This is a genomic window from Magnetospirillum sp. 15-1 (genome assembly GCF_900184795.1).
In the GTDB taxonomy this organism is placed as follows: domain Bacteria; phylum Pseudomonadota; class Alphaproteobacteria; order Rhodospirillales; family Magnetospirillaceae; genus Phaeospirillum.
In genome coordinates, this window is the sequence record NZ_FXXN01000018.1 from 1 (window position 1) to 21180 (window position 21180).

A 21180-nucleotide genomic window follows, 5' to 3' on the forward strand; every position below is an offset into this window, starting at 1 on the left:
GTGCTCGCCACCGGGGCCATCGATCTGTGGGTCGCCGATCTGCAGGACGTCTATCCCGGCATCATGGACGTAGCCGAGTGCTTCCACACCAAGGTGGTGACCACCAGCGATTCCGCCCGCCTGCCCGGCGCCATCGCCATGGGCTTCGACCACCGCCACGCCAATATCGGCGTTGATGCTCACCGTGCCGTGGGTGGTGGTCAGACTGCTCACATGGTTGCCGTCGCCGTCCACCAGGGCGTAGTGCAGCTTGTCGGCAATGGCCGGAGTGGCTCCCGCCACGTCGCCGGTATCGACATCGGCACCCACCGCGCTGCCCTTGATGGCGCTATGATCATCGGCGGTGACGAGGTCGTGAACGGTCACCGTCGGCGCGTCGTCGCTGCCGGTGATGGTGACCTTGACCGAAGCCGGGTCACTGGCCAGACCACCGTTATCGATGGACACCACCTTGAAGCTGTCATCCACCGTCTGGTCCTTGACCAGATGAGCGGCATCGGCATTGGGCGTGAAGGTGTATTCGCCGGTGTCGGCGTTGATGCTCACCGTGCCGTGAGCGGTGGTCAGGCTGCTCACATGGTTGCCGTTACCGTCCACCAGGGCGTAATGCAGCGTATCGGCGCTGGCCGGAGTGGCTCCCGACACGTCGCCGGTATCGATGTCGGCGCCCACCGCGCTGCCGGTCTTGGCGGAGTGATCGTCGGCGGTGGTGACGTCGCTCACGCTGACCGTCGGGGCATCGTCGGTGCCGACGATATTCACATGGACGCTGGTGGTCGAGGTGCCACCATGAGAATCGCTGACCTGAACCTGGAAGAGGTCGCTGACGCTCTGCTTGTCGGTCAGGTGCTTGGTCGCCTCATTGGCGACGAAGGTATATTCGCCCGTGGTCGGGTCGATGGTCAGAGTCCCGTGGTCATTGGTGATGGAATCGGTCACCTGACCGTTGGCATCCACCAGATGGAACGACATGGTATCGCCATCGGGGTCATGGGCGAGCACATGGCCGGTCACGGTGCCGGCCTGCAGCGTCGAGGACTCTCCCGCCGCATCGACCACGGGGGCGTGATTGACCGCGGCCTGGATGTCGGGGCCGTTATCCTTGGCCGCCTCGACGGCGCCGGCCGGAGCGGCCACCTGGGTGTTGACAGTGAAACCACCGGGGGGAGCCAGATTGACCGGCTGGGTGACCACCGCATCCTGCGGCTTGAATTCGGCGTCGGGCTTGGCGAGGTCGGGGAGTTCCTGCACGTTGAGCGCCTTGGCGCCGCCGGAGTTCGCCGCGACGGTGGGAGCCGCGTCCTCGACGTCGGCGGCCAGCCCTTGCAACTCGGGCGGCGCCACGGAACCGTCCTTGGCGGCGTCGATATTCACGTCGATGGCGATGTTGGCCCCGCCGGCGATGCCGTGCAGGTTCTGCACCTGCGGGTTACCGGTCGAACCCTGCTGCACGTTGGCGAGGTTGCCCAGTTGGGTATCGCTGACATCGGCGGAGCGCGCCACGTTCAGGCGGGCGTCGCCCATGTTCTGGTTCTGGACGTTCTGCAGCACCGTCAGGTCGTCTAGCGACTGCTGTGCGTTCTCCCCCGCGCCGTCATGCTGGTCTTCGGCATGCTGGTTGTTGGGCGGATTGGAGTTGTTGTTGTCGGCCATAGCAGAACTCCCCAGGCAAAAAAATACCCGGCCTCAAGGAGGTCCGGGTCCGCATCCGGTATTATGCGCGCCTGGCGTATGGATATGCAACCACCTTTCGGTACATACGTATGGCGGAGACCGGCCAGGACGAAGCGCCGGTATGACCATTGCACTCTCGGCATGGCCCCCTTGCGTTCACGGACATGGCATCCGGAAGACCTTCGGCGATACAGTCATTGTGCACCGCAGCAAAAGGAGACGCCGCCGTGCTTGAGGAATGGATTCGTAATATTCCCCTGCCCTTGGTCGAGCGCATCGTCGCCGACCGCGAGGTCCAGGGAAGCCCCATCTGGTCACTGGCCAGCATCGAACTGCTGCGCCGGCAACAGGGAACGCAGCGGGCCGCCTAGCCCACGGCGCCATAACGATCCGACTACATGTCGATGACGTGGAGCATGAATTCCATCGGATAGAACATGCCGACCAGCCCGGCGGCGATTCCAGCCTTGTCGTGGAACACCGACTTGAAGAATACGCCGCGCCGGGTCAGGCCGTCGCCATACCTCACCGAAGACGCGTAGCACTGGGTCCCCCCCGTTTCCATCAACCTGATGTCGGCCTCGTGGTAGACCTGGGCCAGATTGGACGGCGCGATCTCGAAGACGGTCTTGCCCACCACTTCGTCATGGCCATAGCCCAGCATCAGGCAGAAATGGCTGTTGCAGCCGAGATAGCGTCCCTCCCGGTCCTTGAAGAAAATGGGATGGGGAATGACGTCCATCAGCGCCGCCACCATGTCGGTGTCGGTCAGGATGTGCCACGGCGGCGACGGGTTCCCGGACATCAGGCCCTCTGCGCAAGAAATCGGTGGCCCACCTTCTAGCACCGGTGGACCGCAACCGGAAGCCCCGGTACAACCAGCATAATTTTATTACTTTTTGAGGGGGCAATTCGTAAGGGACTTGCGGTCCCGCGGACCCGCCGTCTATTCTTCCGAGCCTTTCGGAAACGGCGCGCGACGTCGAATCGTGCCTGTTTTCCAAGGCCCAAAACGGGCGAATAAACTTAGAGAGTGGGAAAGACATGGCAGACAGGGCTTTGATCACGGTCGACGGCAACGAGGCGTGCGCTTCGGTGGCTTACCGGGTCAGCGAGGTGGCGGCGATCTATCCGATCACGCCCTCTTCCACCATGGGCGAGCTGGCCGACCAGTGGGCCTCGGAAGGGCGCAAGAACATCTGGGGCGTGATCCCCGACGTGGCCGAGATGCAGCACGAGGGCGGCGCCGCCGGCGCGGTGCACGGCGCGCTGCAGGCCGGGTCGCTGGCGACCACCTTCACGGCCAGCCAGGGCCTGCTGCTGATGATCCCCAACATGTACAAGATCGCCGGCGAGCTGACGAGCTTCTGCATGCACGTCACGGCGCGCACCGTGGCGACCCATGGCCTGTCCATCTTCGGCGACCACTCCGACGTCATGGCCTGCCGCCAGACCGGCTTCGCCATGCTGGCCTCGGGCTCGGGCCAGGAAGCCCACGACATGGCCGCCGTCGCCCACGCCGCGACGTTGAAGGCCCGGGTACCGTTCGTGCACTTCTTCGACGGCTTCCGCACCTCGCACGAGGTGACCAAGATCGAGGAACTGAACGACGAGGACCTGCTGGACCTGCTGGACGCCGACGGCATCGCGGCGCACCGCGCCCGCGCGCTGTCGCCCGACCATCCGTCCCTGCGCGGTACCGCCCAGAATCCCGACACCTTCTTCCAGATGCAGGAAGCCCGCAACCCCTGGTACGACGCCTGCCCCGGCATCGTGCAGCAGGAAATGGACCGCTACGCCAAGCTGACGGGCCGCGCCTACAAGCTGTTCGACTATTGCGGCCATCCCGAGGCCGAGCGGGTGATCATCATCATGGGCTCGGGCGCCGAAACGGTGCACGAGACCGCCATCGCCCTGGCCGCCCGGGGCGAGAAGGTGGGCGTGCTGAAGGTTCGCCTCTACCGCCCGTTCTCCATTGACGCCTTCATTTCCGCCCTGCCGCCCAGCGTGCGCGCCATCGCCGTGATGGACCGCTGCAAGGAGCCGGGCGCCATCGGCGAGCCGCTGTATCTCGACGTGCTGGCGGCCCTGGCCGAGGCCAAGGCGGCGGGCAACCGCGCCACCGCCGCCGACCCGCTGATCATCGGCGGCCGCTACGGCCTGGCGTCCAAGGAGTTCACTCCCGCCATGGCCAAGGCGGTGTTCGACGAACTGTCCAAGGCCAAGCCCAAGACCCACTTCACCGTGGGCATCACCGACGACGTCACCCACCTGTCGCTGACCCCGGACGAGTCGTTCAAGCTGGACCAGCCCAAGGTCAAGCGCGCCGTGTTCTTCGGCCTGGGCGCCGACGGCACGGTGGGCGCCAACAAGAACTCCATCAAGATCATCGCCGAGAATGCCGGCTTCCAGGGCCAGGGCTATTTCGTCTATGACTCGAAGAAGTCGGGCGCCATCACCATCTCGCACCTGCGCTTTTCCCCCGAGCCGATCCAGTCGGCCTACCTGCTGGACGAGGCCGATTTCGTCGCCTGTCACCACTTCGTCTTCCTGGACAAGTACGAAGTGCTGCGCTACGCCGCGCCGGGCGCCACCTTCCTGCTGAACTCGCCCTACCCCAAGGACGAGGTGTGGAACCATCTGCCGCGCGAAGTGCAGCAGGAGATCATCGACAAGAAGCTCAAGGTCCATGTGATCGATGCCCGCAAGGTGGCGCTGGCCACCGGCATGGGCAACCGTATCAACACCATCATGCAGACCTGCTTCTTCGCGCTGTCGGGCGTGCTGCCCAGGGACGAGGCCATCGGCCACATCAAGAAGGCCATCGAGAAGACCTACGGCCGCAAGTCCGAGAAGCTGGTCGCCAAGAACTTCGAGGCGGTGGACGAGACCCTGCACCACCTGGAAGCGGTGAGCATTCCGGCCGAGGCCACCTCGAACCGCGCCCTGCCCCCCATCGTGCCCGAGGACTCGCCCGACTTCGTCAAGCGCGTCTCGGCCCTGATGCTGTCCAACCACGGCGACCGCCTGCCGGTCTCCGCCTTCCCGGTGGACGGCACCTGGCCGACCGGCACCGCCCGCTTCGAGCGCCGCAACATAGCCGCCGAGATTCCGGTGTGGGATGAAGGCCCGTGCATCCAGTGCAACAAGTGCGCCCTGGTCTGCCCGCACGCCGCCATCCGCGCCAAGGTGGCCTCGCCCGCCGACATGGCGGCCGCCCCCGCCTCGTTCAAGCGCATGGATTATCGCGGCAACGAGTTCAAGGGCGACGCCTACATCATCCAGGTGGCCCCCGAGGACTGCACCGGCTGTACGCTGTGCGTCAAGGTCTGCCCCGGCAAGGACAAGAAGGACCCCAACCGCATCGCGCTCCGCATGGAGCCCAAGGACCCCATCCTGGAGACCGAGAAGAAGAACTGGGCGTTCTTCGTCGACCTGCCGGAAGTGAACAAGGAGAAGCTGGGCACGCCGACGGTGAAGACCGCCCAGTTGCTGCAGCCGCTGTTCGAATTCTCGGGCGCCTGCCTGGGCTGCGGCGAGACCCCCTACATCAAGCTGATGACCCAGTTGTGGGGCGACCGCCTGATGATCGCCAACGCCACCGGCTGCTCGTCCATCTATGGCGGCAACCTGCCCACCACGCCCTACACCCAGAACGCCGAGGGCCGCGGCCCGGCCTGGGCCAACTCGCTGTTCGAGGACAACGCCGAGTTCGGCTTCGGCTTCCGTCTGGCGGTGGATCAGCACAAGAACCACGCCCGGCTGCTGCTGGCGGCCCTGACCGCCACCGGCCAGGTGCCGGAAAAGCTGTCCAACGAGATCGCCCACGCCCCCCAGGCCACCGAGGTGGAGATCGCCGCCCAGCGCGGCCGCATCCTCGACCTCAGGAAGGTGCTGGCCGGGCTCAAGACGGTGGAGGCCCGCCAGCTCGAGCAGGTGGCCGACTATCTGGTGGAAAAGGTGGTGTGGATCGTCGGCGGCGACGGCTGGGCCTATGACATCGGCTATGGCGGCCTGGACCACGTCTTCGCCTCGGGCAAAAACGTCAACATCCTGGTCATGGACACCGAGGTCTACTCCAACACCGGCGGCCAGCAGTCCAAGGCGACCCCCATCGGGGCCTCGGCCAAGTTCGCCATCGCCGGCAAGACCCTGCCCAAGAAGGATCTGGGCATGATGGCCATGGCCTACGAGGACGTCTACGTCGCCAACGTGGCCTTCGGCTCCAAGGACGTGCAGACCATGCGCGCCTTCCAGGACGCGGTGTCCTGGCCCGGCGTGTCGCTGATCGTCGCCTACTCCCACTGCATCGCCCACGGCTACGATCTGGCTCATGGCCTGGACCAGCAGAAGATGGCGGTGGAAGCCGGCTATTGGCCGCTCTATCGCTGGGACCCGCGCAAGATGGGCACCGGCGAAAGCCCGCTGACGCTGGACAGCAAGGAGCCCAACGGCAAGCTGTACGACTTCATGAAGGGCGAGGCCCGCTTCCAGATGGTGGAACGCGCCGATCCCGAGCGGTACCGCCGGCTGGTGGAAAGCGCCGAAACCCAACTGCGCCGCCGTTTCGCCATGCTGCGCCGCTTCGCCGGCCTGCCCGACGCCCCGCCGCCGGTGGGGGGCAAGGAGGCGGCCGAGTAGAGTTGCCGCCGCGAAATTGGGCTATCGCCCAAACCCATCCGGGGCTTTTGCCCCGGCCCCCCTTTGAATTCATCGGGGGAGCGTGATGAGAGAGCCCCTTCCGAAAACGGGAGGGGCTTTTTCGTTGGTTCATCCGGACTTCCGGTAAAGGACCCAAGCTGACCACCTATCCAGCCATTGGCCGGCACAGAAGACAGGCGGTATGTAATCAGGAATCAATATAGCGTTGGCTGCTCTGCGCCCATGATGGTCGTTAGCTTGATCTTAGCAACGTCTCCATAGCGGACGCGCCCGGTCAGCCCTTGCCTACCGGATGCTGGGGGAGATGGCTACGCTTACGTCGCACAGGCGGAGTGGCGCTTTTGGCTGCGGCCGCGTATAATGAGGCGTCGACTGCGCGCCCCCTCAAACGTTTATATTTATTGCGCCGAACATCTTTTGATCGTAATATCTGGGTGGATTTTTCGGAGGGATTATGCTTGAACATTTCCTGATTGCGATGGCCGCGCATGCCACAGTGGACATCTCGAAAGAAGCGCTCAAGTTCGCGTTCGACTATGTGGCGGCCCGTCGCCCCGATCTTGCTAAAGCCGCTGCGCAAGCGGAGACCTCCGGCAACCTTCAAGATATCGAGAAGGTTTTCCGGGACGCCGTGGGCGTGATCGTCGCCGAGGCGTCCAACGGATTGATCAAGATCGATGCGGGAGTCCTGGAAGCTCTCAACGGGATCAAATTTGACCACCAGCACGGTGAAGTCCAAATCGCAGGAGCACGGATTTCCTCCAAGGTACTTGTGACTGGCGGTGGCGCTGGTGCCACTGGCAAGACGGTGATTGGAGGGAATACCTCGTTGCGCAGCCAGGGAACCTCTATTGAGGTTGGAACCGGGTGTTCCATCGTCATGACCGGCGGCGCGACCATCAAGCAGACCTGAAACTCCGCCGCTAGGCGCTCGGTTCGCTGGGGTGCAACCCAGCACTTGATATCGATGTTATGGCCACCGGAGGACCGACCGAACTCAGGAGAGGGGCTTAGCATACCTGCCCGGCTCAAAGTCTAATTTCATCGACACGCGACAGAACCGGCCCTTTCCGACCGCAGCGGAAAGGGCCGGCATGGAGTCCACCTGACAGTAATCCGTGAGCATCATGCAATCTCCCCAGCCCATCAGGTCCAGGAGCCGAGGCTCCTGGTGGGAGTGCGAGGGCGAAGCTCTCGCATCGGCGTTCCCCGCTTGAATCGAACTCATCCAGGCCGTGCACCTTTCCCCTTGCCGCCCCCTCCCCGTCTCCGTTAGCCTCGGCGCCAGTGGTAATACCGGAGACGAGAGATGCGTATCCTGATCCTGGGTGCCGGGGCGACCGGCGGCTATTTTGGCGGGCGGCTGGCCGAGTCCGGAGCGGACGTGACCTTCCTGGTACGCCCCAAGCGCGCCGCCCTGCTGGCCGAGAAGGGATTGCGCATCCAAAGCCCGCACGGTGACGCCCGGCTGGCGGTCAAGACCGTCACCGCCGACACCCTATCGGGTCACTGGGACGTAGTCCTGCTGTCATGCAAGGCCTATGACCTGGACGAATCCATCAAGGCCATCGCTCCGGCGGTGGGACCGGACAGCGCCGTTCTGCCCATTCTCAACGGTCTGGCCCATTACGGCGCGCTGGACGCGGCGTTCGGGGCCGGGCGGGTGATCGGCGGGCTGTGCCACATCTTCTCGACCCTGGGCAAGGAGGGCGAGATTCTGCACATGAACGCCATCCACCGCATCACCTTCGGCGAGCGTTCGGGCGGCACCTCGCCCCGCACCGAGGCGCTGGCCAAGGCCTTTGCCGGCGCCAATTGCGAAACCCGCCATTCCCCCGAGGTCATGCAGGAAGCCTGGGAGAAGTATGTTCTGCTCGCCCCGCTGGCCAGCATGACCTGTCTGATGCGGGCCAGCGTCGGCACCATCATGGATACCGGGGACGGCGAGGCCCTGATGCGCGAGACGTTCGAGGAATGCGCCACGGTGGCGGCGCGGGCCGGACATGGGCCGCGCCCCGAGGCCCGCGATCTGGCGCTGGGCTTCCTCACCCAGAAGGGCTCGGCCATGACCGCCTCCATGATGCGCGATCTGGAGGCCGGCGGCCCCACCGAGGGCGAGCACATCGTCGGCGACATGCTGCGCCGCGCCCGGGCGGCGGGCGTGGCGGCACCGATGCTGCGCACCGCGCTGGCCCATCTGCAGGCCTACGAAATCAGACGGAAAGCCTGAGAGTCAGGCCTGCGGCCGCAGGAATTCGGCCAGCAGGAGGCGGCCCTCGTCGTCAAGGTCAAGGGAGACCTCCCGGATGACGGCGGGCTGGGCCGCCCGGCGAAAGGCGTCGCGCTCCTCGGCGGACAGGCGGGTGGCCGCCATGCGGCGGAACAGCGCCGGCAGGCCGCGCTCGGAATTCTCGATGCTCCGCGCCAGGGCCCGCCCCACCGTCAGGGCCGCGTCGGCCGCCCGGCGCACCGCCTGCTGTTCCTCGGCGGACAGGCTGTCGAAGCATTGCCGGTTGAACAGCCAGATCAGCGGCGAATACAGGTGATCGGTGAGGGTGACGTATTTCTGCACCTCGTCGAAGCGGCTGGACAGGATGACCTGCGGCGTATTCATCTGACCGTCGGCCACTCCGGCCGACAGGGCGGCCAGTTCCTCGCGGGACGAGATGGCCACCGGCACCGCGCCCAGGGCACCGACCATGGTTTCCTGCGACTTGAAGCCGGGAATCACGCGGATCTTCAGGCCGCGCATGTCCTCCGGCGTTCGAATCGGCCGGCGGGAATTGGTCACCACCGACAGCCCGCCGCCATCGCCGTAGCCCAGCACCATCATGCCGGTGCGCCGCTCCAGCCCCTCGGCCAGCATCATGCCGAACGGGCCGTCATAGACGGCCTGCGCCGCCTCGGCCGAGGCGGGAACGAAGGGAATCTGGGTGATGGCCAGCGGCGGATAGGCCGGGGCGACCCCGCCGATGGTGGCGAAGCCGGTCTGCACCACGTTGCGCCCGATCAGCCGGGCGATCTCGCGGTTGCCGCCCAATTGCCCGGCGGGAAAGATGCCGACCTTGAGGCGGCCTTCGGTCAGTCCCTCCACCTGCCGTTTGAACTCGGCCGCCATGGCGGCGGTGGGATTGCTGGCCGAATTCTGCTTCTGGGTGTGGGCCAGAAAAATCTCGCGGACCGGAGCCGGCGGCGCGGGCTGCTCCGCACGGGCGGCGCGGATGGCGGCCAAGGCTGCCAGGCCGCCGGCGGCGGCGCGGAGAACGGAACGGCGACCGGGCATGCTGCTCATTTCCCCTCGAAGTGAAGCACGCCGTCCCAGCCCTCGCCGGGCGGTGCGGCACGATGACCGGCCACCAGCCCGAGATACAGGCTGGCCGGCCCGTCCTCGCCATGAGCCGCCAGATAGGCCTCGAAAGCCTGGGCGGCACCGGCCCAATCCTGGGCCAGATACAGCTTCAAGGCGGCGTTCCACTCGGAACAGGCCTGGAGCTGCCCTTCGTCGGCGGCATAGGGGGCGCCGGGCTCCAGTGCCCCCACCAGTTCGAACAGCGGCACCGGCTGGCTGACCCCGGCGGGCGCCACCACGCCCAGGGGCCGGAACAGGAAGTGCCCGCGCCCCTCCTTCTCCACCGGGCCGGTGGCCAGGATCGAGGTGCCGAATATCTTGTTCAGACCCTCGATGCGCGACGCCAGATTCACCTCGGCTCCCAGGGCGGTGTACTGCATGCGGTCGCTGCAACCCACATTGCCGACCACCGCCATCCCGGAATGCAGGCCGAAGCGGGTCGGCATGGGCGGGAAGGCATTGGCGACCAGATCGTGGTTCAACTGCTCGGACAACGCCCGGCAGGCCAGCACCGTGCGGCAGGCGTTGACCACATGGTCGTCATCCAGGTTCGGCGCGTTCCAGAACGCCATGACGGCGTCGCCGATGAACTTGTCGATGGTTCCCCGGTGCTGGATGATCTCGCCCGACATCATCTCGAAATAGATGGACAGGCGGTGGGCGACGTCCTCGGGAGCCATGAACTCCGAGGTATGGGTGAAGCCCTGGATGTCGGTGAACAGGATGGTCAGCGGCCGCCGCTCGCCGTCGATGGTGGCGACCCCGCCCGAGTTCATGATGTTGCGGACCAGATCCTTGGGCACATAGGCGGCGAAGCAGCGCAGGGCGGCCTTCATCCGGCTGAAGGCCTCGGCCAGGGTGTGCACCTCGATGACCGCGGAACGGATGACGGTATCGGCGGTGAGGTTCAGGCTCTCGATGTCGCGCACCTCGCCGGTCAACGCCTCGATGGGCCGCGTCAGCAGACGGGATGCCCAGGCCACCCCGGCGCCGGCCAGGATCAGGAAGACGGTGCCGATCAGCAAAATCCGCAGACTGGCCCGGCGCAGCGGCGCGATGAAGTCGCTTTCCGCCGCCACCACGCCGATGGTCCAATGCTTGCCGAAATCCTCGGGAAAGGGCGTGAAGGATACCAGATAGGTCTCGCCCCCGGCTCCCAGCCCGGCCTCGAAGCGGTCCCCCAGGGAGGTGCGCAGGCGGGCGGCGTCGGCCACCACCCGGTCGGCGATCTGATCGACCCGGGCGATCTCCAGCCCTTCGGGTCCCTGGATGACGGCCTGCTCCGGATCGGGATAGCCGAGCAGGCGGTTCTCCTCGTCCAGGATGAAGATCCGCCCCTTGGTTCCCACCGCCCGCTCCGCCAGATGGCGGGACAGGGTCTCGGTCAGCAGATCGGCGGCGAACACCCCCATCAGGGCGCCGTCATCGGTGGTCAGGCGCTGCGACAGGGTCAGACCGGGCTTGCCGATGCTGCTGAACACATGGACGCCCGAGGTGGCGACGCCCGGCGTTTCCGCCGCCGCCTTGTACCAGGAGCGGCGGCGCGGGTCGTAGACCGCCTTGGGAGCCCGCTCGACCCCGACCACGTCACCCCAGGCGGTGATGTAGATCCAACTGTCCACCACCTCGCCCTCGACGGCGTCGATGATGCGAAGGGCGAAGCGGGCCTCGGGCGGCGGATGGCGGCCCAGCAGCCCCTTGCCGCCCGGCGGCGGCAGGCGGATCACCTCGTAGAAGGCGCCATCCTTGGCGAAGCCGAAGAACAGGGCATAGAGATCGGGAAAGGCTTCCAGCGTGTCGATCAGCGGGCGCAGGGTCTCGACCCGCCGCAGCTTCTCCCCCTCGGCCTTGCCGAAGGCGGTGGAGAGGTCCACCACGCGGGCCATGGGGACCAGCAGGTTGCGCACCCCCGACACCACGTCACGGGTGGCGCCGTCCATGGCGTTCTGGGCAAGCTCGGCGGCAAGGTGGGAGTTCTGGCGGTAAAGGACCGTGGTCATCAACCCGGTCAGCGGCAGCATGATACCGAGGAAGATGGCGGCGATGCCGACTCTCAGCCGGATTCTGGGCCGTTCCGACCGCTCACTCACCCTGCCCCCCAAAAACCATAAATTCCATGCGGACTATAGACCAGCCATCCGGATTGGAATAGTTACGGATTGTGTCGGGAACGTGTGAATTCCATGAATGGTCGACGGGCGACCGATCAGCAATCGGCGTACCAGCGGATGAAGAAGGTATCGTCGCCTTCCTCGCGCAGGCCCATGGTGGGAGCACCGGTATCGTCGATCAGCCCCATCTCGTGCAGCCAGCGCACCACCTTGCGGAAATGGGCGAGGTTGTGGAGGCTGGTGCCGCCTTCCAGCCAGTTCTGCTCGAGGAAGGCCAGCACGGCGGGCTGGCCCAGTTCGGCCTCCCACAGGATGCCGAGCAGCGAGCACAGCCCCTCCTCCACGTCGCGTTCGGGCAGGAACAGCGACTGCACCGCGTCGGCCTCGGCCTTGCGGCCGGTTTCCGGCCCGGCCCCCAGACCGAAATCCAGCACCGGCCGGCGCTCGGGCGAGGATAGCTGATAGTGGGCCACCTCATGGATCAGCACGCTGGGCTCCAGATGAACCGCCACCGCCTCGCCGTCCCAGGTGAAGTGCTCCTGGGGGCTCATCTCGAGAATCTTGAAGCCGAAGCGCCGGCACAGTTCCACCGCTCCCTTCTGATGCTCGGGGTCGGTGGACAGCGTCAGCAGATCATCGTCGGGCACCAGGGCGGTGACGCGGCGGAACACGGCAAGCGCCAGCGGGTCGATGGCCAGGGCCTCTTCGAAGCCGCTCTTCAGCCCGGCCAAGCCGGTATGGTCGATGGGAGTGAGGATCATGGCAGGGTTTTAGTCGCGGACCTTGACCTTGGCAAGGGGGGGCGCTAAAGGACGCCTCTGATTCCCCTTCGCCTCAAGGACCAAGCATGGACAGGATCCGCATCGTCGGCGGGACGCCGCTCAAGGGCACCATCACCATCGGCGGCGCCAAGAACGCCGCGTTGGCCTTGATGCCGGCCTGCCTGCTGACCGAGGAAACCCTGGCGCTGTCCAACCTGCCCCATCTGGTGGACATCACCACCATGGCCAATCTTCTGGCCCAGCACGGGGTGACCATGGCGCTGAACGGCAGCGCCACCAATGGCGGCCATACCGGAAGGGTGCTGGAACTGACCGCCGCCACCATCGGCAACACCACCGCGCCTTACGATCTGGTGCGCAAGATGCGCGCCTCGGTGCTGGTGCTGGGGCCGCTGCTGGCCCGCTTCGGCGAAGCCCGCGTCTCCCTGCCCGGCGGCTGCGCCATCGGCACGCGGCCCGTCGACCTGCACCTGAAGGCGCTGGAGCAGATGGGCGCCAGGATCGAACTGGACGGCGGCTATATCGTCGCCTCCGCCCCGGGCCGCCTCAAGGGCGCCCACATCATCTTCCCGCAGGTCACCGTGGGCGGCACCGAGAACATCCTGATGGCCGCCACCCTGGCCGAGGGCGAGACGGTCATCGCCAACGCGGCGCGCGAGCCCGAGGTCTCCGATCTGGCCGAGTGCCTGGTGGCAATGGGCGCCAAAATCGAGGGCATCGGCACCGGCACCCTCAGGGTCCAGGGCGTCGAGCGTCTGCACGGCGCCGAGTACTCGGTGGTCCCCGACCGCATCGAGACCGGCACCTACGCCGTGGCCGCCGCCATCACCAGGGGCGATATCGAACTGGTCGGCGCCCGCTTCGACCTGATGGAATCGGTCAACAAGGTGCTGATGGAATGCGGCGTCCACGTGGAGGAGACTCCGCGCGGCATGCGCGTCTCCGCCGACCGGGGCGAGATCACCGGCGTCGACATCATGACCGAGCCCTATCCCGGCTTTCCCACCGACATGCAGGCCCAGCTGATGGCGCTGATGTCCACGGCCAAGGGCGCCTCCATGATCACCGAGACCATCTTCGAGAACCGCTTCATGCACGTTCCCGAGATGACCCGCATGGGAGCGCGGATCAACGTCCACGGCTCGTCGGCCATCGTGCGCGGCGCCCCCAAGCTGTCGGGCGCCCAGGTGATGGCCACCGATCTGCGCGCCTCGGTGTCGCTGGTGCTGGCCGCCCTGGCCGCCGAAGGCGAGACCATCGTCAACCGCGTCTATCACCTGGATCGCGGCTATGAGCGGGTCGAGGAAAAGCTGGCCGCCTGCGGCGCCCGGATCGAGCGCCTCAAGGACGGCGCGGCGGAGTAGGGTATTTCACGGTTCTAACGCGGATTCGGTGGATTCACCACGAAGGCGCGAAGGCACGAAGAAGGAGGAAGGAATGGAATTTTTCTTCCTCTTCGTGATCCTTCGTGCCCTCGCGCCTTCGTGGTGAACAACCCTATTTGTGCAGCAGGGCGACAGCCTTGGCGAGCCAGCCCAGCTTCCAGGCCAGGGCCACGGCACCCACCACCACCACGGCGAAAACGGCGGAGCGCCACGGCGGCTCCTTCTGGGCATAGGGGTCCTTGAGGGAACGCTGGGCGCCTTCGGGCAGCCTGGCGAGATGGGTCAGCGCCGTTCCGAACGGAATGTTGATGCGGGCATGGGTGTTCACCGCCCAGCCGTTGGCGTCGAGGATCGGCCCCAGGTGGCGCTGGTGCAGCTTGAACGAGGCGATGATCATGCTTGGCCCCGATACCGCCAGCATGGCGCCGAACAGGGCCAGGGGAATCTGCCACCACGGCAAGGCCAGGAAGCCGGTGACCACAGAGGCCAGCGCCGTGCCGATGGCGCCGATGGCCAGACCCAGGGCGGCGAAGATGCCGGCGAAGCGTCCGGCGTCGAAGGGGGCGGGAGCGGCCGGCGCGGCGGCGGACGCCGCCGGGGCCGGTGCGGCGGGCGGGGCGGCCGGCTTGGCGCCCGGCAGGGGAATCTTGGGCGACACGGCGACGGCGGCCACCTGATCATCGGCGGCCTTGGCCCGCGCGGCGGCGGCCTTCTCCACCATCTGGGCGATCATCTTGCCCACCTTCTTGTAGGGCGCCCAGAAGGACTGGCGGATGCTGATGGGATGGTCGATGAGGTGGACGATGGTGGCATCCCAGTCCACGCCCTTGCGGTCATAGAACACGCCGTTGCGCCCGACCATCAACTGGTCGGAATCGCCGTCGGTGACGGCGGCGGCGATGTACATCTTCTCGCTGTCCTCGACGCCCCGGCGGCGGCATTCGCAATAAACCAGGTAGATGCGGCTGAGCGTGGCGATCACCGCGTGCTTGCCCGGCTCCTCCACCTTGACGCACAGGTCGCAGGACCGTCCGTCGATGAACAGCGTGCCGGCCTGGAACACCGCCTTGTGCTTCCTGGTGTAGAAGTCGCGGAAGGCGACGAAATTGTTGAGCAGCACCGCCAGATCACGGCAGCAGCGCAGCAGCTTGTCCACGGAATCGATGGCCATGGCCTCGGCCTCCAGGGCCAGGTCCTGGGCGATCAGCGCTTCGATGGCGGTGCGGGCCTCCATGCCCAGGATGGCCTTGATGCGCTCGGTGCCCAGCGCCCCCACCGGCCCTTCGGGCATATCCTTCGCCCAGGCGGCCCGCGCCGCGAAACGGCGTTTGAGCCCGGCCCAATCCTCGGCCGACAGGGTCTGGCGCTCGCCCAGCAGCGGCACCACCACCTCGGCCCGGAAGCGGTCCATGGCGGCGGCCCAGGCGGGGTTGAGCCCGGCCCCCAGCGGCAGTTCCGCTCCGGCGGTGACCGCCGCCAGGGGGAAATCGGCCAGTTCCGGGGATTCGGGCGACAGCAGGTGCCCGGCCAGCCCGGCCCAATCCTCTTCCGAACGGTTGAGCGGCCCGGCGGCACGGGCGTCGAAGGCGGCCAGGGCGCAACGGGTGAACCAGTCGTCCAGCTTGGCCGCCACCGCCGCCACCGCCTCGGCCGCCTTGCCGGATTCGCCGGCCACCGGGTTGAGATCGGCATCCCCGTCCGCCCTGCCGGCCCAGGCGGCATAGGCCTCGGCGGCCTCGAAGAAGGCCTTCACCTTATCCATGGATACGCCGGGCAGGCCGCCGCGGTCGGTCTCGCCGCCCAGGCAGGCGATGATGTCCTCGATCACCGAGCGCAAGGCCCGGTCCTCGACGATCTCGGCCGGCACGATGCCGTCGCCGTTGAAGTCGTTGGCGGCGAACACCTCCTGCACCCCCGCCACCTCGGTCAGGGTAATGGTGTGGGCGTCGGCCTTGCCGCTTTTCACCAGGATGCGCTTGGCCGCCGCCAGCACGGCGCGTCCCTCGGGCTTGGAATCGTCGATGGCCTCCAGCGGCAGCGCGTCCTCGCGCCGCAGCAGCAGATCGGGCTGCTTCAGCAGGTTTCCCGCCCATTCCACCACGGCGATGACCTCGCCGGCGCGGATACGGCCGTCCTTGTCGGCATCGATGATGTCCAGGGTGCGCTGGTCCAGCTCGATGCCCCGCGTCGGGCAGGACAGCGCCGCCCACAGCTTCTGGTCCAGGGACCCCAGGCTCATCAGCGCCCGGCCGGTGTCGAGCCGGACCTGGTCGAAGCCGCCGGCCCGGAAGAACTTCCACTGCATCGGCCCCTGGTTGCCGCCGGTTTCGTCGCTCATGTCCGCCCCCTGGAATTGAACCGTTCAATCATGCCCGAAGTGAGAGCGGAGGCAAGCGTTACACTGTGTTACCCCCACCCTTCCGGCAGACATCGCCTCGTTACCTTCGCATGTTCTAATACAAACATGAGCGGGGAAGAGTGATAGGAGGCTATCATGAAGACCATCCTCAAGACCCTCGCAGCCCTTGCCGCCGTCGCCGTCGTCGCCTCGTGCACCGCGAATGCGGCCGACCAGTCCACCACCCGGCAGGGCTGGGGTCCGGGCTGGCGCCACGAGCAGATGGTCAAGGCCTACAAGGACGGCACGTTCACCCCCGGCCAGGGTCCCGGCTTCGGGCGCGGCCCTGGGTACGCCATGTGGGGTGGTGGTCCCGGAATGGGACGCGGCATGATGGCTTCGGCCGTCGGCCCGGACGGCAAGATCGATCCGACCAAGCTGCCCGCCGATTGCCCGATGCGCCAGAGCCTGATCCAGGCCCCCACCCAGTAGACCCGGCCCAGTAGCAATCAATTGCGCAAAGTCCCGCCCCCGGCTTGACAGTCGGGGGCGGGACTTTGATTCTAGGGGGATGCGCAAATTCCTCGCCCCCCTGATCGTCTCGACCATGCTCGCCGCCCCGGCCTGGGCCAAGGACGAGCTCGCCATCGGCATCACCCAGTTTCCGGCGACGCTGAACCCGTCCATCGAGTCCATGCTGGCCAAGACCTATGTCCTGGCCTTCGCCCATCGTCCCATCACCGCCTACGATGCCTCGTGGCAGTTGACCTGCCTGCTGTGCGAGAAGCTGCCGACCATCGAGAACGGGCTGGCCAAGGTGGAAACGCTGGAGGGCGGCAGAAAGGGGATCGCCGCCACCTATGCACTGCGCGCCGACGCCAAATGGGCCGACGGCACGCCGGTGACCACCGACGACGTGGTGTTCAGTTGGGAGGTGGGCCGCCACCCCCAGTCGGGCGTGGCGGCGGCCGAACTGTTCCGCCGCATCACCCGGGTCGAGGTCAAGGATTCCCGCACCTTCACCCTGCATGTGGACAAGGTCACCTTCGACTACAACGCCATCAACGACCTGCACCTGCTGCCCGCTCATATCGAGCGCAAGCGCTTCGAAGGCGCCCCCTCCGAGTACCGCAACCGTACCGCCTACGACCAGGATTCCACCAATCCCGGCCTCTATAACGGCCCCTACCGCATCACCTCGGTGGTCCAGGGCAGTCATGTGGTGCTGGAGCCCAACACCTACTGGGGCGGGACAAAGCCGGGCTTCAAGCGCATCGTCATCAAGGCCATCGAGAATACCGCCTCGCTGGAGGCCAACCTGCTGTCGGGCGGCGTCGACATGATCGCCGGCGAGTTGGGCCTGCCGCTGGAGCAGAGCCTGGCCTTCGAGAAGCGCCATGGCGCCCGCTTCAACGTGATCACCAAGCCCAGCCTGAGCTACGAGCACCTGGACCTCAACCTGTCGTCGTCCCTGCTGTCCGAGCCCAAGGTACGCCGCGCCCTGCTGCTGGGCCTCGACCGCGAGACCATCTCGCGCCAGCTTTTCGAGGGCCGCCAGATCGTCGCCGAATCCGTGGTGCCGCCGCTCGACTGGGTCTTCGCCGCCGACCTGCCGAAAGCGAGCTTCGATCCGGTCCGCGCCAATCAATTGCTGGACGAGGCCGGGTGGATGGTCGGACCGGGCGGCGTCCGGGTCAATCACCGGCGCGAGCGCCTTTCCCTGGAACTGGTCACCACCGCCGGCAACCGTTCGCGCGAACTGATCGCCCAGGTGATGCAGGCCCAGTGGAAGAAGATCGGCGTCGAATTGCGGATCAAGACCGAGCCGCCCCGCGTGATGTTCGGCGACACGGTGACCCGGCGCAAATTCCCCCACATGGCGCTGTTCGCCTGGTACTCGGCGCCCGAGAGCGTGCCGCGCTCGACACTGCACTCCTCCATGATCCCCAATGCCGGCAACAACTGGTCGGGCCAGAACTACCCCGGCTATGCCAGCCCGGCCATGGACCAGTTGCTCGATTCCGTCGAGGTGGAACTGAGCAAGGACAAACGCAAGGCCATCTGGCGCGACATCCAGGCCCTTTACGCCGCCGATCTGCCGGCCCTGCCGCTGTTCTTCAAGTCGGATTCCTTCATCCTGCCCAAGGAATTGAAGGGGGTACAGCCCACCGGCCATCAGGACCCCTCCCCCTATTGGGCGGAGAACTGGCGGTGGGAGTGAGCGCCCGCCTGCTCCAGTCCGTCCTCGTCTTGTTGCTGATGTCCTTCGTGGTCTACGGCCTGATGGGTCTGATGCCCGGCGATCCCATCGACCTGATGATCGCCGGCGATCCCCGCCTGACCCCGGACGACGCGGTGCGGCTGAAGGCGCTCTATGGCCTCGACCAGCCGTGGATGGAACGCTGGCTGCGCTGGCTGGGGCAGTTCATCCAGGGAGAACTGGGCTATTCCCGCCTGTACGCCCGCCCGGTGGCAGAGGCCATGGCTCCGGCGCTGGGCAACAGCGCCCTGCTGATGCTGTCGGCCATGGCGCTCTCGCTGTCCGTCGCCATTCCGCTGGGCATCCTCGCCTCGCTCAGGCCCGGCGGTCCGCTCGACCGGCTGGTCAACCTGCTGGCCTTCGCCTCGGTGTCGGTGCCGGTATTCTGGCTGGGCCTGATGCTGATCGTGGTGTTCGCCGTCGGCCTGGGAATGCTGCCGGCCGGCGGAGTCGAGACCGTGGGCGGCGGCGGCCTTGCCGACCGCCTGCGTCACATGGTGCTGCCGGTGGCCGCCCTGGCCCTGGCCGGCATCGGGCAGGCGGCGCGGCACATGCGGGCCGCCATGATCGGCGAGGCCGGCGCCGATTACATCCGCACCGCCCGCGCCAAGGGGTGCGGCCCGACCCGCGTGGTGCTGGGCCATCAGTTGCGCAACGCCCTGCTGCCCATCACCACCATCGTGGCGCTGGAGTTCGGCGGGCTGTTCTCCGGCGCGCTGATCACCGAGACGGTGTTCGCCTGGCCCGGCATGGGCCGCCTGATCTACGAGGCGGTGATGGGCAACGACTTCAATCTGGCCCTGTCGGGGCTTCTGCTGGCCACCGCCATGACGCTGACCGGCTCCATCCTGGCCGACATGGCCTATCTGCGCCTCGATCCCCGGATCGGCCGGAAATGAGGAGCGGCGCCGTCATCCTCGCCCTGCTGCTGGCCGCGATCCTGGCCGCTCCCTGGCTGCTGCCCGCTCCCGACGCCCTGGACCTCATCGCCCGCTTCGGCCCGCCGTCGCCCGAGCATCCGCTGGGGACCGACGATCTGGGCCGCGATATCGGCGCCCGCCTTGCCCAGGGCGGGGTGGTTTCCCTCAGCGTGGCGGCCGTCACCGCCCTGCTGGCGGCGTTGATCGGCACCCTGGTCGGCCTGCTGGCCGGCTATCACGGCGGCAAGGCCGACGCCCTGCTGATGCGCCTGACCGACGGGGTGATGTCGCTGCCCCTGCTGCCGCTGCTGATCGTGCTGGCCGCCGCCGACCCCGCCAAGCTGGGCGTGCCGCCCGGCATGACCGAGTCCGAGGCGTTCGCCGTGCTGCGCCCCGCCGTGATCATCGCCTGCGTCGCCTGGACCGGAGTGGCGCGGCTGGTCCGTGCCGCCACCCTGTCGGTGCGCTCGCGGGATTTCGTCAGGGCGGCCGAAGCACTGGGCGCCAGACCGGCGCGTATCATGCTTCGCCACATCCTGCCCAACGTCGCCTCGCCCATCGTGGTGGCCACCACGCTGTCGGTGGGCAACATCATCCTGATCGAAAGCGCCCTGTCCTTCCTGGGCCTCGGCATCCGCCCGCCCCTGGCGTCCTGGGGCAACATGCTGACCGGCGCCATGGATGTGGTATGGAGTGCCCCATTGCTGGCCTTCTGGCCGGGCGCCGCCATCTTCGTCACCGTGCTGGGCTTCAACCTGCTGGGCGACGGACTGCAGAAGGCGCTGGACCCCAAACGCCTCAGTGACTGAACAGCACCGGCACGGTCATGGAATCCAGCATGTGCCGGGTGGCGCCGCCCAGCACCATCTCGCGCAGGCGGGAGCGGCCATAGCCGCCCATGACCAACAGGTCGACGTCCTCGTCGGCGGCACGGGACAGCAGCATCTCGCCCACGTTGAGGTCGTCCGAGGCCACGTGCTCGCACACCGCGTTGACCCCGTGGCGCGACAGGTGCAGACAGATGTCGGCACCGGGAATATCACCGTGCCCGGCCATGCCGTGGCTGGGATTGATGGCGATGACGTGCACCGTCTCCGCCCCGCTCAGCAGCGGCAGGGCGTCGTGGACGGCGCGGGTGGCCTCGCGGCCGCCGTTCCAGGCGACCATCACCCGGCGCCCCAGGGTGGGAAAGCGCCCGGCGAAGGGTACCACCAGCACCGGACGGCCCACCGCCATGATCAGTTCGTCGGCCATGCGCAGCGCATCGCCGCCCGACTCGGCCTGGCCGATGACCGCCAGGTCGGCGTAGCGGGCGTGCAGCGCCACCGTCTCGGCCATGGGGCCGGTGACATCGCGCCATTCCCGCGTCACGCCCGGCCCGATATCGACGGCATCGACCATGGCCTTGACCCGCCGGGCCGCCTCGGCATCGCCGGCGGCGCGAATCTGGTTGAGGTCGCCGCCGAACTGGGCGGTGAGATGGGAGGGCAGCAATTCCTGATCCCGCACGTTGAGGGTGATCAGATGGGCCTGGAAGCGGGCGGCAAGGCCGGCCGCCAGTTCAAGACGGACCCGGGCGCGCGGGTGATCGTCCACATGGACCAGGATATCCTTGTACGTCATGGCGCACCCCCCGCAAGCTTGGCGACAGGCTATTCTAGCCTGGGAAGGCCGGCTTCACCAAGCCTCCCCACCGAAG

16 protein-coding genes are annotated in these 21180 nt (G+C 66.9%); 9 read left to right on the forward strand and 7 right to left on the reverse strand.

Annotated features, from left to right (window positions below; translation table 11 throughout):
- On the reverse strand, nucleotides 1-1653 hold a 1653-nt coding region (locus tag CP958_RS26240), incomplete at its 3' end, for an Ig-like domain-containing protein (protein ID WP_197706346.1).
- Between the two features lie 248 nt (nucleotides 1654-1901).
- On the opposite strand from CP958_RS26240, the gene CP958_RS26245 reads away from it, so the two are divergent.
- Entirely contained in the window at nucleotides 1902-2045 is a 144-nt protein-coding gene (locus CP958_RS26245; RefSeq protein WP_170958830.1) for a hypothetical protein, read from the forward strand.
- Nucleotides 2046-2068: 23 nt separating this feature from the next.
- On the opposite strand, the gene CP958_RS04315 is transcribed toward CP958_RS26245, so the two are convergent.
- Nucleotides 2069-2479 (reverse strand): PAS domain-containing protein, encoded by a 411-nt coding sequence (locus tag CP958_RS04315; protein WP_096700766.1) that lies wholly within the window; start codon nucleotides 2477-2479, stop codon nucleotides 2069-2071.
- Between the two features lie 239 nt (nucleotides 2480-2718).
- On the opposite strand from CP958_RS04315, the gene nifJ reads away from it, so the two are divergent.
- The 3 genes from nifJ (at nucleotide 2719) to panE (ending at nucleotide 8566) form a co-directional block, all read left to right on the forward strand.
- On the forward strand, nucleotides 2719-6315 hold the full coding sequence (gene nifJ / locus CP958_RS04320) for a pyruvate:ferredoxin (flavodoxin) oxidoreductase (RefSeq protein ID WP_096700767.1): 3597 nt from the start codon (nucleotides 2719-2721) through the stop codon (nucleotides 6313-6315).
- Nucleotides 6316-6790: 475 nt separating this feature from the next.
- Complete coding sequence (locus CP958_RS04325; protein ID WP_096700768.1) at nucleotides 6791-7249, forward strand: hypothetical protein; 459 nt, start codon at nucleotides 6791-6793, stop codon at nucleotides 7247-7249.
- A 396-nt stretch (nucleotides 7250-7645) separates the two neighbouring features.
- Nucleotides 7646-8566 carry a 2-dehydropantoate 2-reductase gene (gene panE, locus CP958_RS04330; RefSeq protein WP_096700769.1) on the forward strand — a complete coding sequence of 307 codons (921 nt, stop codon included), beginning with the start codon at nucleotides 7646-7648 and terminating at the stop codon, nucleotides 8564-8566.
- Between the two features lie 3 nt (nucleotides 8567-8569).
- On the opposite strand, the gene dctP is transcribed toward panE, so the two are convergent.
- The 3 genes from dctP to CP958_RS04345 all read right to left on the reverse strand — a co-directional run bounded on the left by dctP (nucleotide 8570) and on the right by CP958_RS04345 (nucleotide 12557).
- Nucleotides 8570-9628: a TRAP transporter substrate-binding protein DctP gene (dctP, locus tag CP958_RS04335; protein ID WP_096700770.1), complete on the reverse strand. Its 1059-nt coding sequence runs from the start codon at nucleotides 9626-9628 to the stop codon at nucleotides 8570-8572.
- Nucleotides 9625-11775: an adenylate/guanylate cyclase domain-containing protein gene (locus CP958_RS04340; protein ID WP_096700771.1), complete on the reverse strand. Its 2151-nt coding sequence runs from the start codon at nucleotides 11773-11775 to the stop codon at nucleotides 9625-9627. Before CP958_RS04340 ends, dctP begins: the two co-directional genes overlap by 4 nt.
- A 116-nt stretch (nucleotides 11776-11891) precedes the next feature.
- A complete protein-coding gene (locus CP958_RS04345; RefSeq protein WP_096700772.1) occupies nucleotides 11892-12557 on the reverse strand; it encodes a hypothetical protein in 666 nt (221 codons plus the stop codon).
- Nucleotides 12558-12643: 86 nt separating this feature from the next.
- Here CP958_RS04345 and murA point away from each other — a divergent pair, with 86 nt between their 5' ends.
- Complete coding sequence (murA, locus tag CP958_RS04350; RefSeq protein ID WP_096700773.1) at nucleotides 12644-13942, forward strand: UDP-N-acetylglucosamine 1-carboxyvinyltransferase; 1299 nt, start codon at nucleotides 12644-12646, stop codon at nucleotides 13940-13942.
- A 133-nt stretch (nucleotides 13943-14075) separates the two neighbouring features.
- Here the strand turns inward: murA and CP958_RS04355 are convergent, their stop codons facing one another.
- The gene (locus tag CP958_RS04355; RefSeq protein ID WP_096700774.1) at nucleotides 14076-16301 is read right to left on the reverse strand and encodes a hypothetical protein; all 2226 of its coding nucleotides are present in this window, start codon (nucleotides 16299-16301) and stop codon (nucleotides 14076-14078) included.
- Between the two features lie 156 nt (nucleotides 16302-16457).
- Here CP958_RS04355 and CP958_RS04360 point away from each other — a divergent pair, with 156 nt between their 5' ends.
- The 4 genes from CP958_RS04360 to CP958_RS04375 all read left to right on the forward strand — a co-directional run bounded on the left by CP958_RS04360 (nucleotide 16458) and on the right by CP958_RS04375 (nucleotide 20290).
- Nucleotides 16458-16793: a hypothetical protein gene (locus tag CP958_RS04360; RefSeq protein ID WP_096700775.1), complete on the forward strand. Its 336-nt coding sequence runs from the start codon at nucleotides 16458-16460 to the stop codon at nucleotides 16791-16793.
- Between the two features lie 79 nt (nucleotides 16794-16872).
- Complete coding sequence (locus tag CP958_RS04365; RefSeq protein WP_096700776.1) at nucleotides 16873-18522, forward strand: peptide ABC transporter substrate-binding protein; 1650 nt, start codon at nucleotides 16873-16875, stop codon at nucleotides 18520-18522.
- Complete coding sequence (locus CP958_RS04370; RefSeq protein WP_242442739.1) at nucleotides 18513-19460, forward strand: ABC transporter permease; 948 nt, start codon at nucleotides 18513-18515, stop codon at nucleotides 19458-19460. Before CP958_RS04365 ends, CP958_RS04370 begins: the two co-directional genes overlap by 10 nt.
- Nucleotides 19457-20290, forward strand: coding sequence for an ABC transporter permease (locus CP958_RS04375; RefSeq protein ID WP_096700777.1), 834 nt, complete (start codon nucleotides 19457-19459; stop codon nucleotides 20288-20290). Before CP958_RS04370 ends, CP958_RS04375 begins: the two co-directional genes overlap by 4 nt.
- Here CP958_RS04375 and CP958_RS04380 read toward each other — a convergent pair.
- Nucleotides 20280-21104 carry a universal stress protein gene (locus CP958_RS04380; protein WP_096700778.1) on the reverse strand — a complete coding sequence of 275 codons (825 nt, stop codon included), beginning with the start codon at nucleotides 21102-21104 and terminating at the stop codon, nucleotides 20280-20282. The genes CP958_RS04375 and CP958_RS04380 overlap by 11 nt on opposite strands.
- Nucleotides 21105-21180 lie beyond the last annotated feature (76 nt).

What these genes read in the sequence shown, in the direction of transcription:
- nifJ (WP_096700767.1), top strand. Translation starts at nt 2,719, where the DNA reads ATGGCAGACAGGGCTTTGATCACGGTCGACGGCAACGAGGCGTGCGCT.
- CP958_RS04375 (WP_096700777.1), top strand. Translation starts at nt 19,457, where the DNA reads ATGAGGAGCGGCGCCGTCATCCTCGCCCTGCTGCTGGCCGCGATCCTG.
- CP958_RS04360 (WP_096700775.1), top strand. Translation starts at nt 16,458, where the DNA reads ATGAAGACCATCCTCAAGACCCTCGCAGCCCTTGCCGCCGTCGCCGTC.
- CP958_RS04365 (WP_096700776.1), top strand. Translation starts at nt 16,873, where the DNA reads ATGCGCAAATTCCTCGCCCCCCTGATCGTCTCGACCATGCTCGCCGCC.
- CP958_RS04355 (WP_096700774.1), bottom strand. Translation starts at nt 16,301, where the DNA reads ATGAGCGACGAAACCGGCGGCAACCAGGGGCCGATGCAGTGGAAGTTC.
- panE (WP_096700769.1), top strand. Translation starts at nt 7,646, where the DNA reads ATGCGTATCCTGATCCTGGGTGCCGGGGCGACCGGCGGCTATTTTGGC.
- CP958_RS04345 (WP_096700772.1), bottom strand. Translation starts at nt 12,557, where the DNA reads ATGATCCTCACTCCCATCGACCATACCGGCTTGGCCGGGCTGAAGAGC.
- dctP (WP_096700770.1), bottom strand. Translation starts at nt 9,628, where the DNA reads ATGAGCAGCATGCCCGGTCGCCGTTCCGTTCTCCGCGCCGCCGCCGGC.
- CP958_RS04325 (WP_096700768.1), top strand. Translation starts at nt 6,791, where the DNA reads ATGCTTGAACATTTCCTGATTGCGATGGCCGCGCATGCCACAGTGGAC.
- CP958_RS04315 (WP_096700766.1), bottom strand. Translation starts at nt 2,479, where the DNA reads ATGTCCGGGAACCCGTCGCCGCCGTGGCACATCCTGACCGACACCGAC.
- CP958_RS04380 (WP_096700778.1), bottom strand. Translation starts at nt 21,104, where the DNA reads ATGACGTACAAGGATATCCTGGTCCATGTGGACGATCACCCGCGCGCC.
- murA (WP_096700773.1), top strand. Translation starts at nt 12,644, where the DNA reads ATGGACAGGATCCGCATCGTCGGCGGGACGCCGCTCAAGGGCACCATC.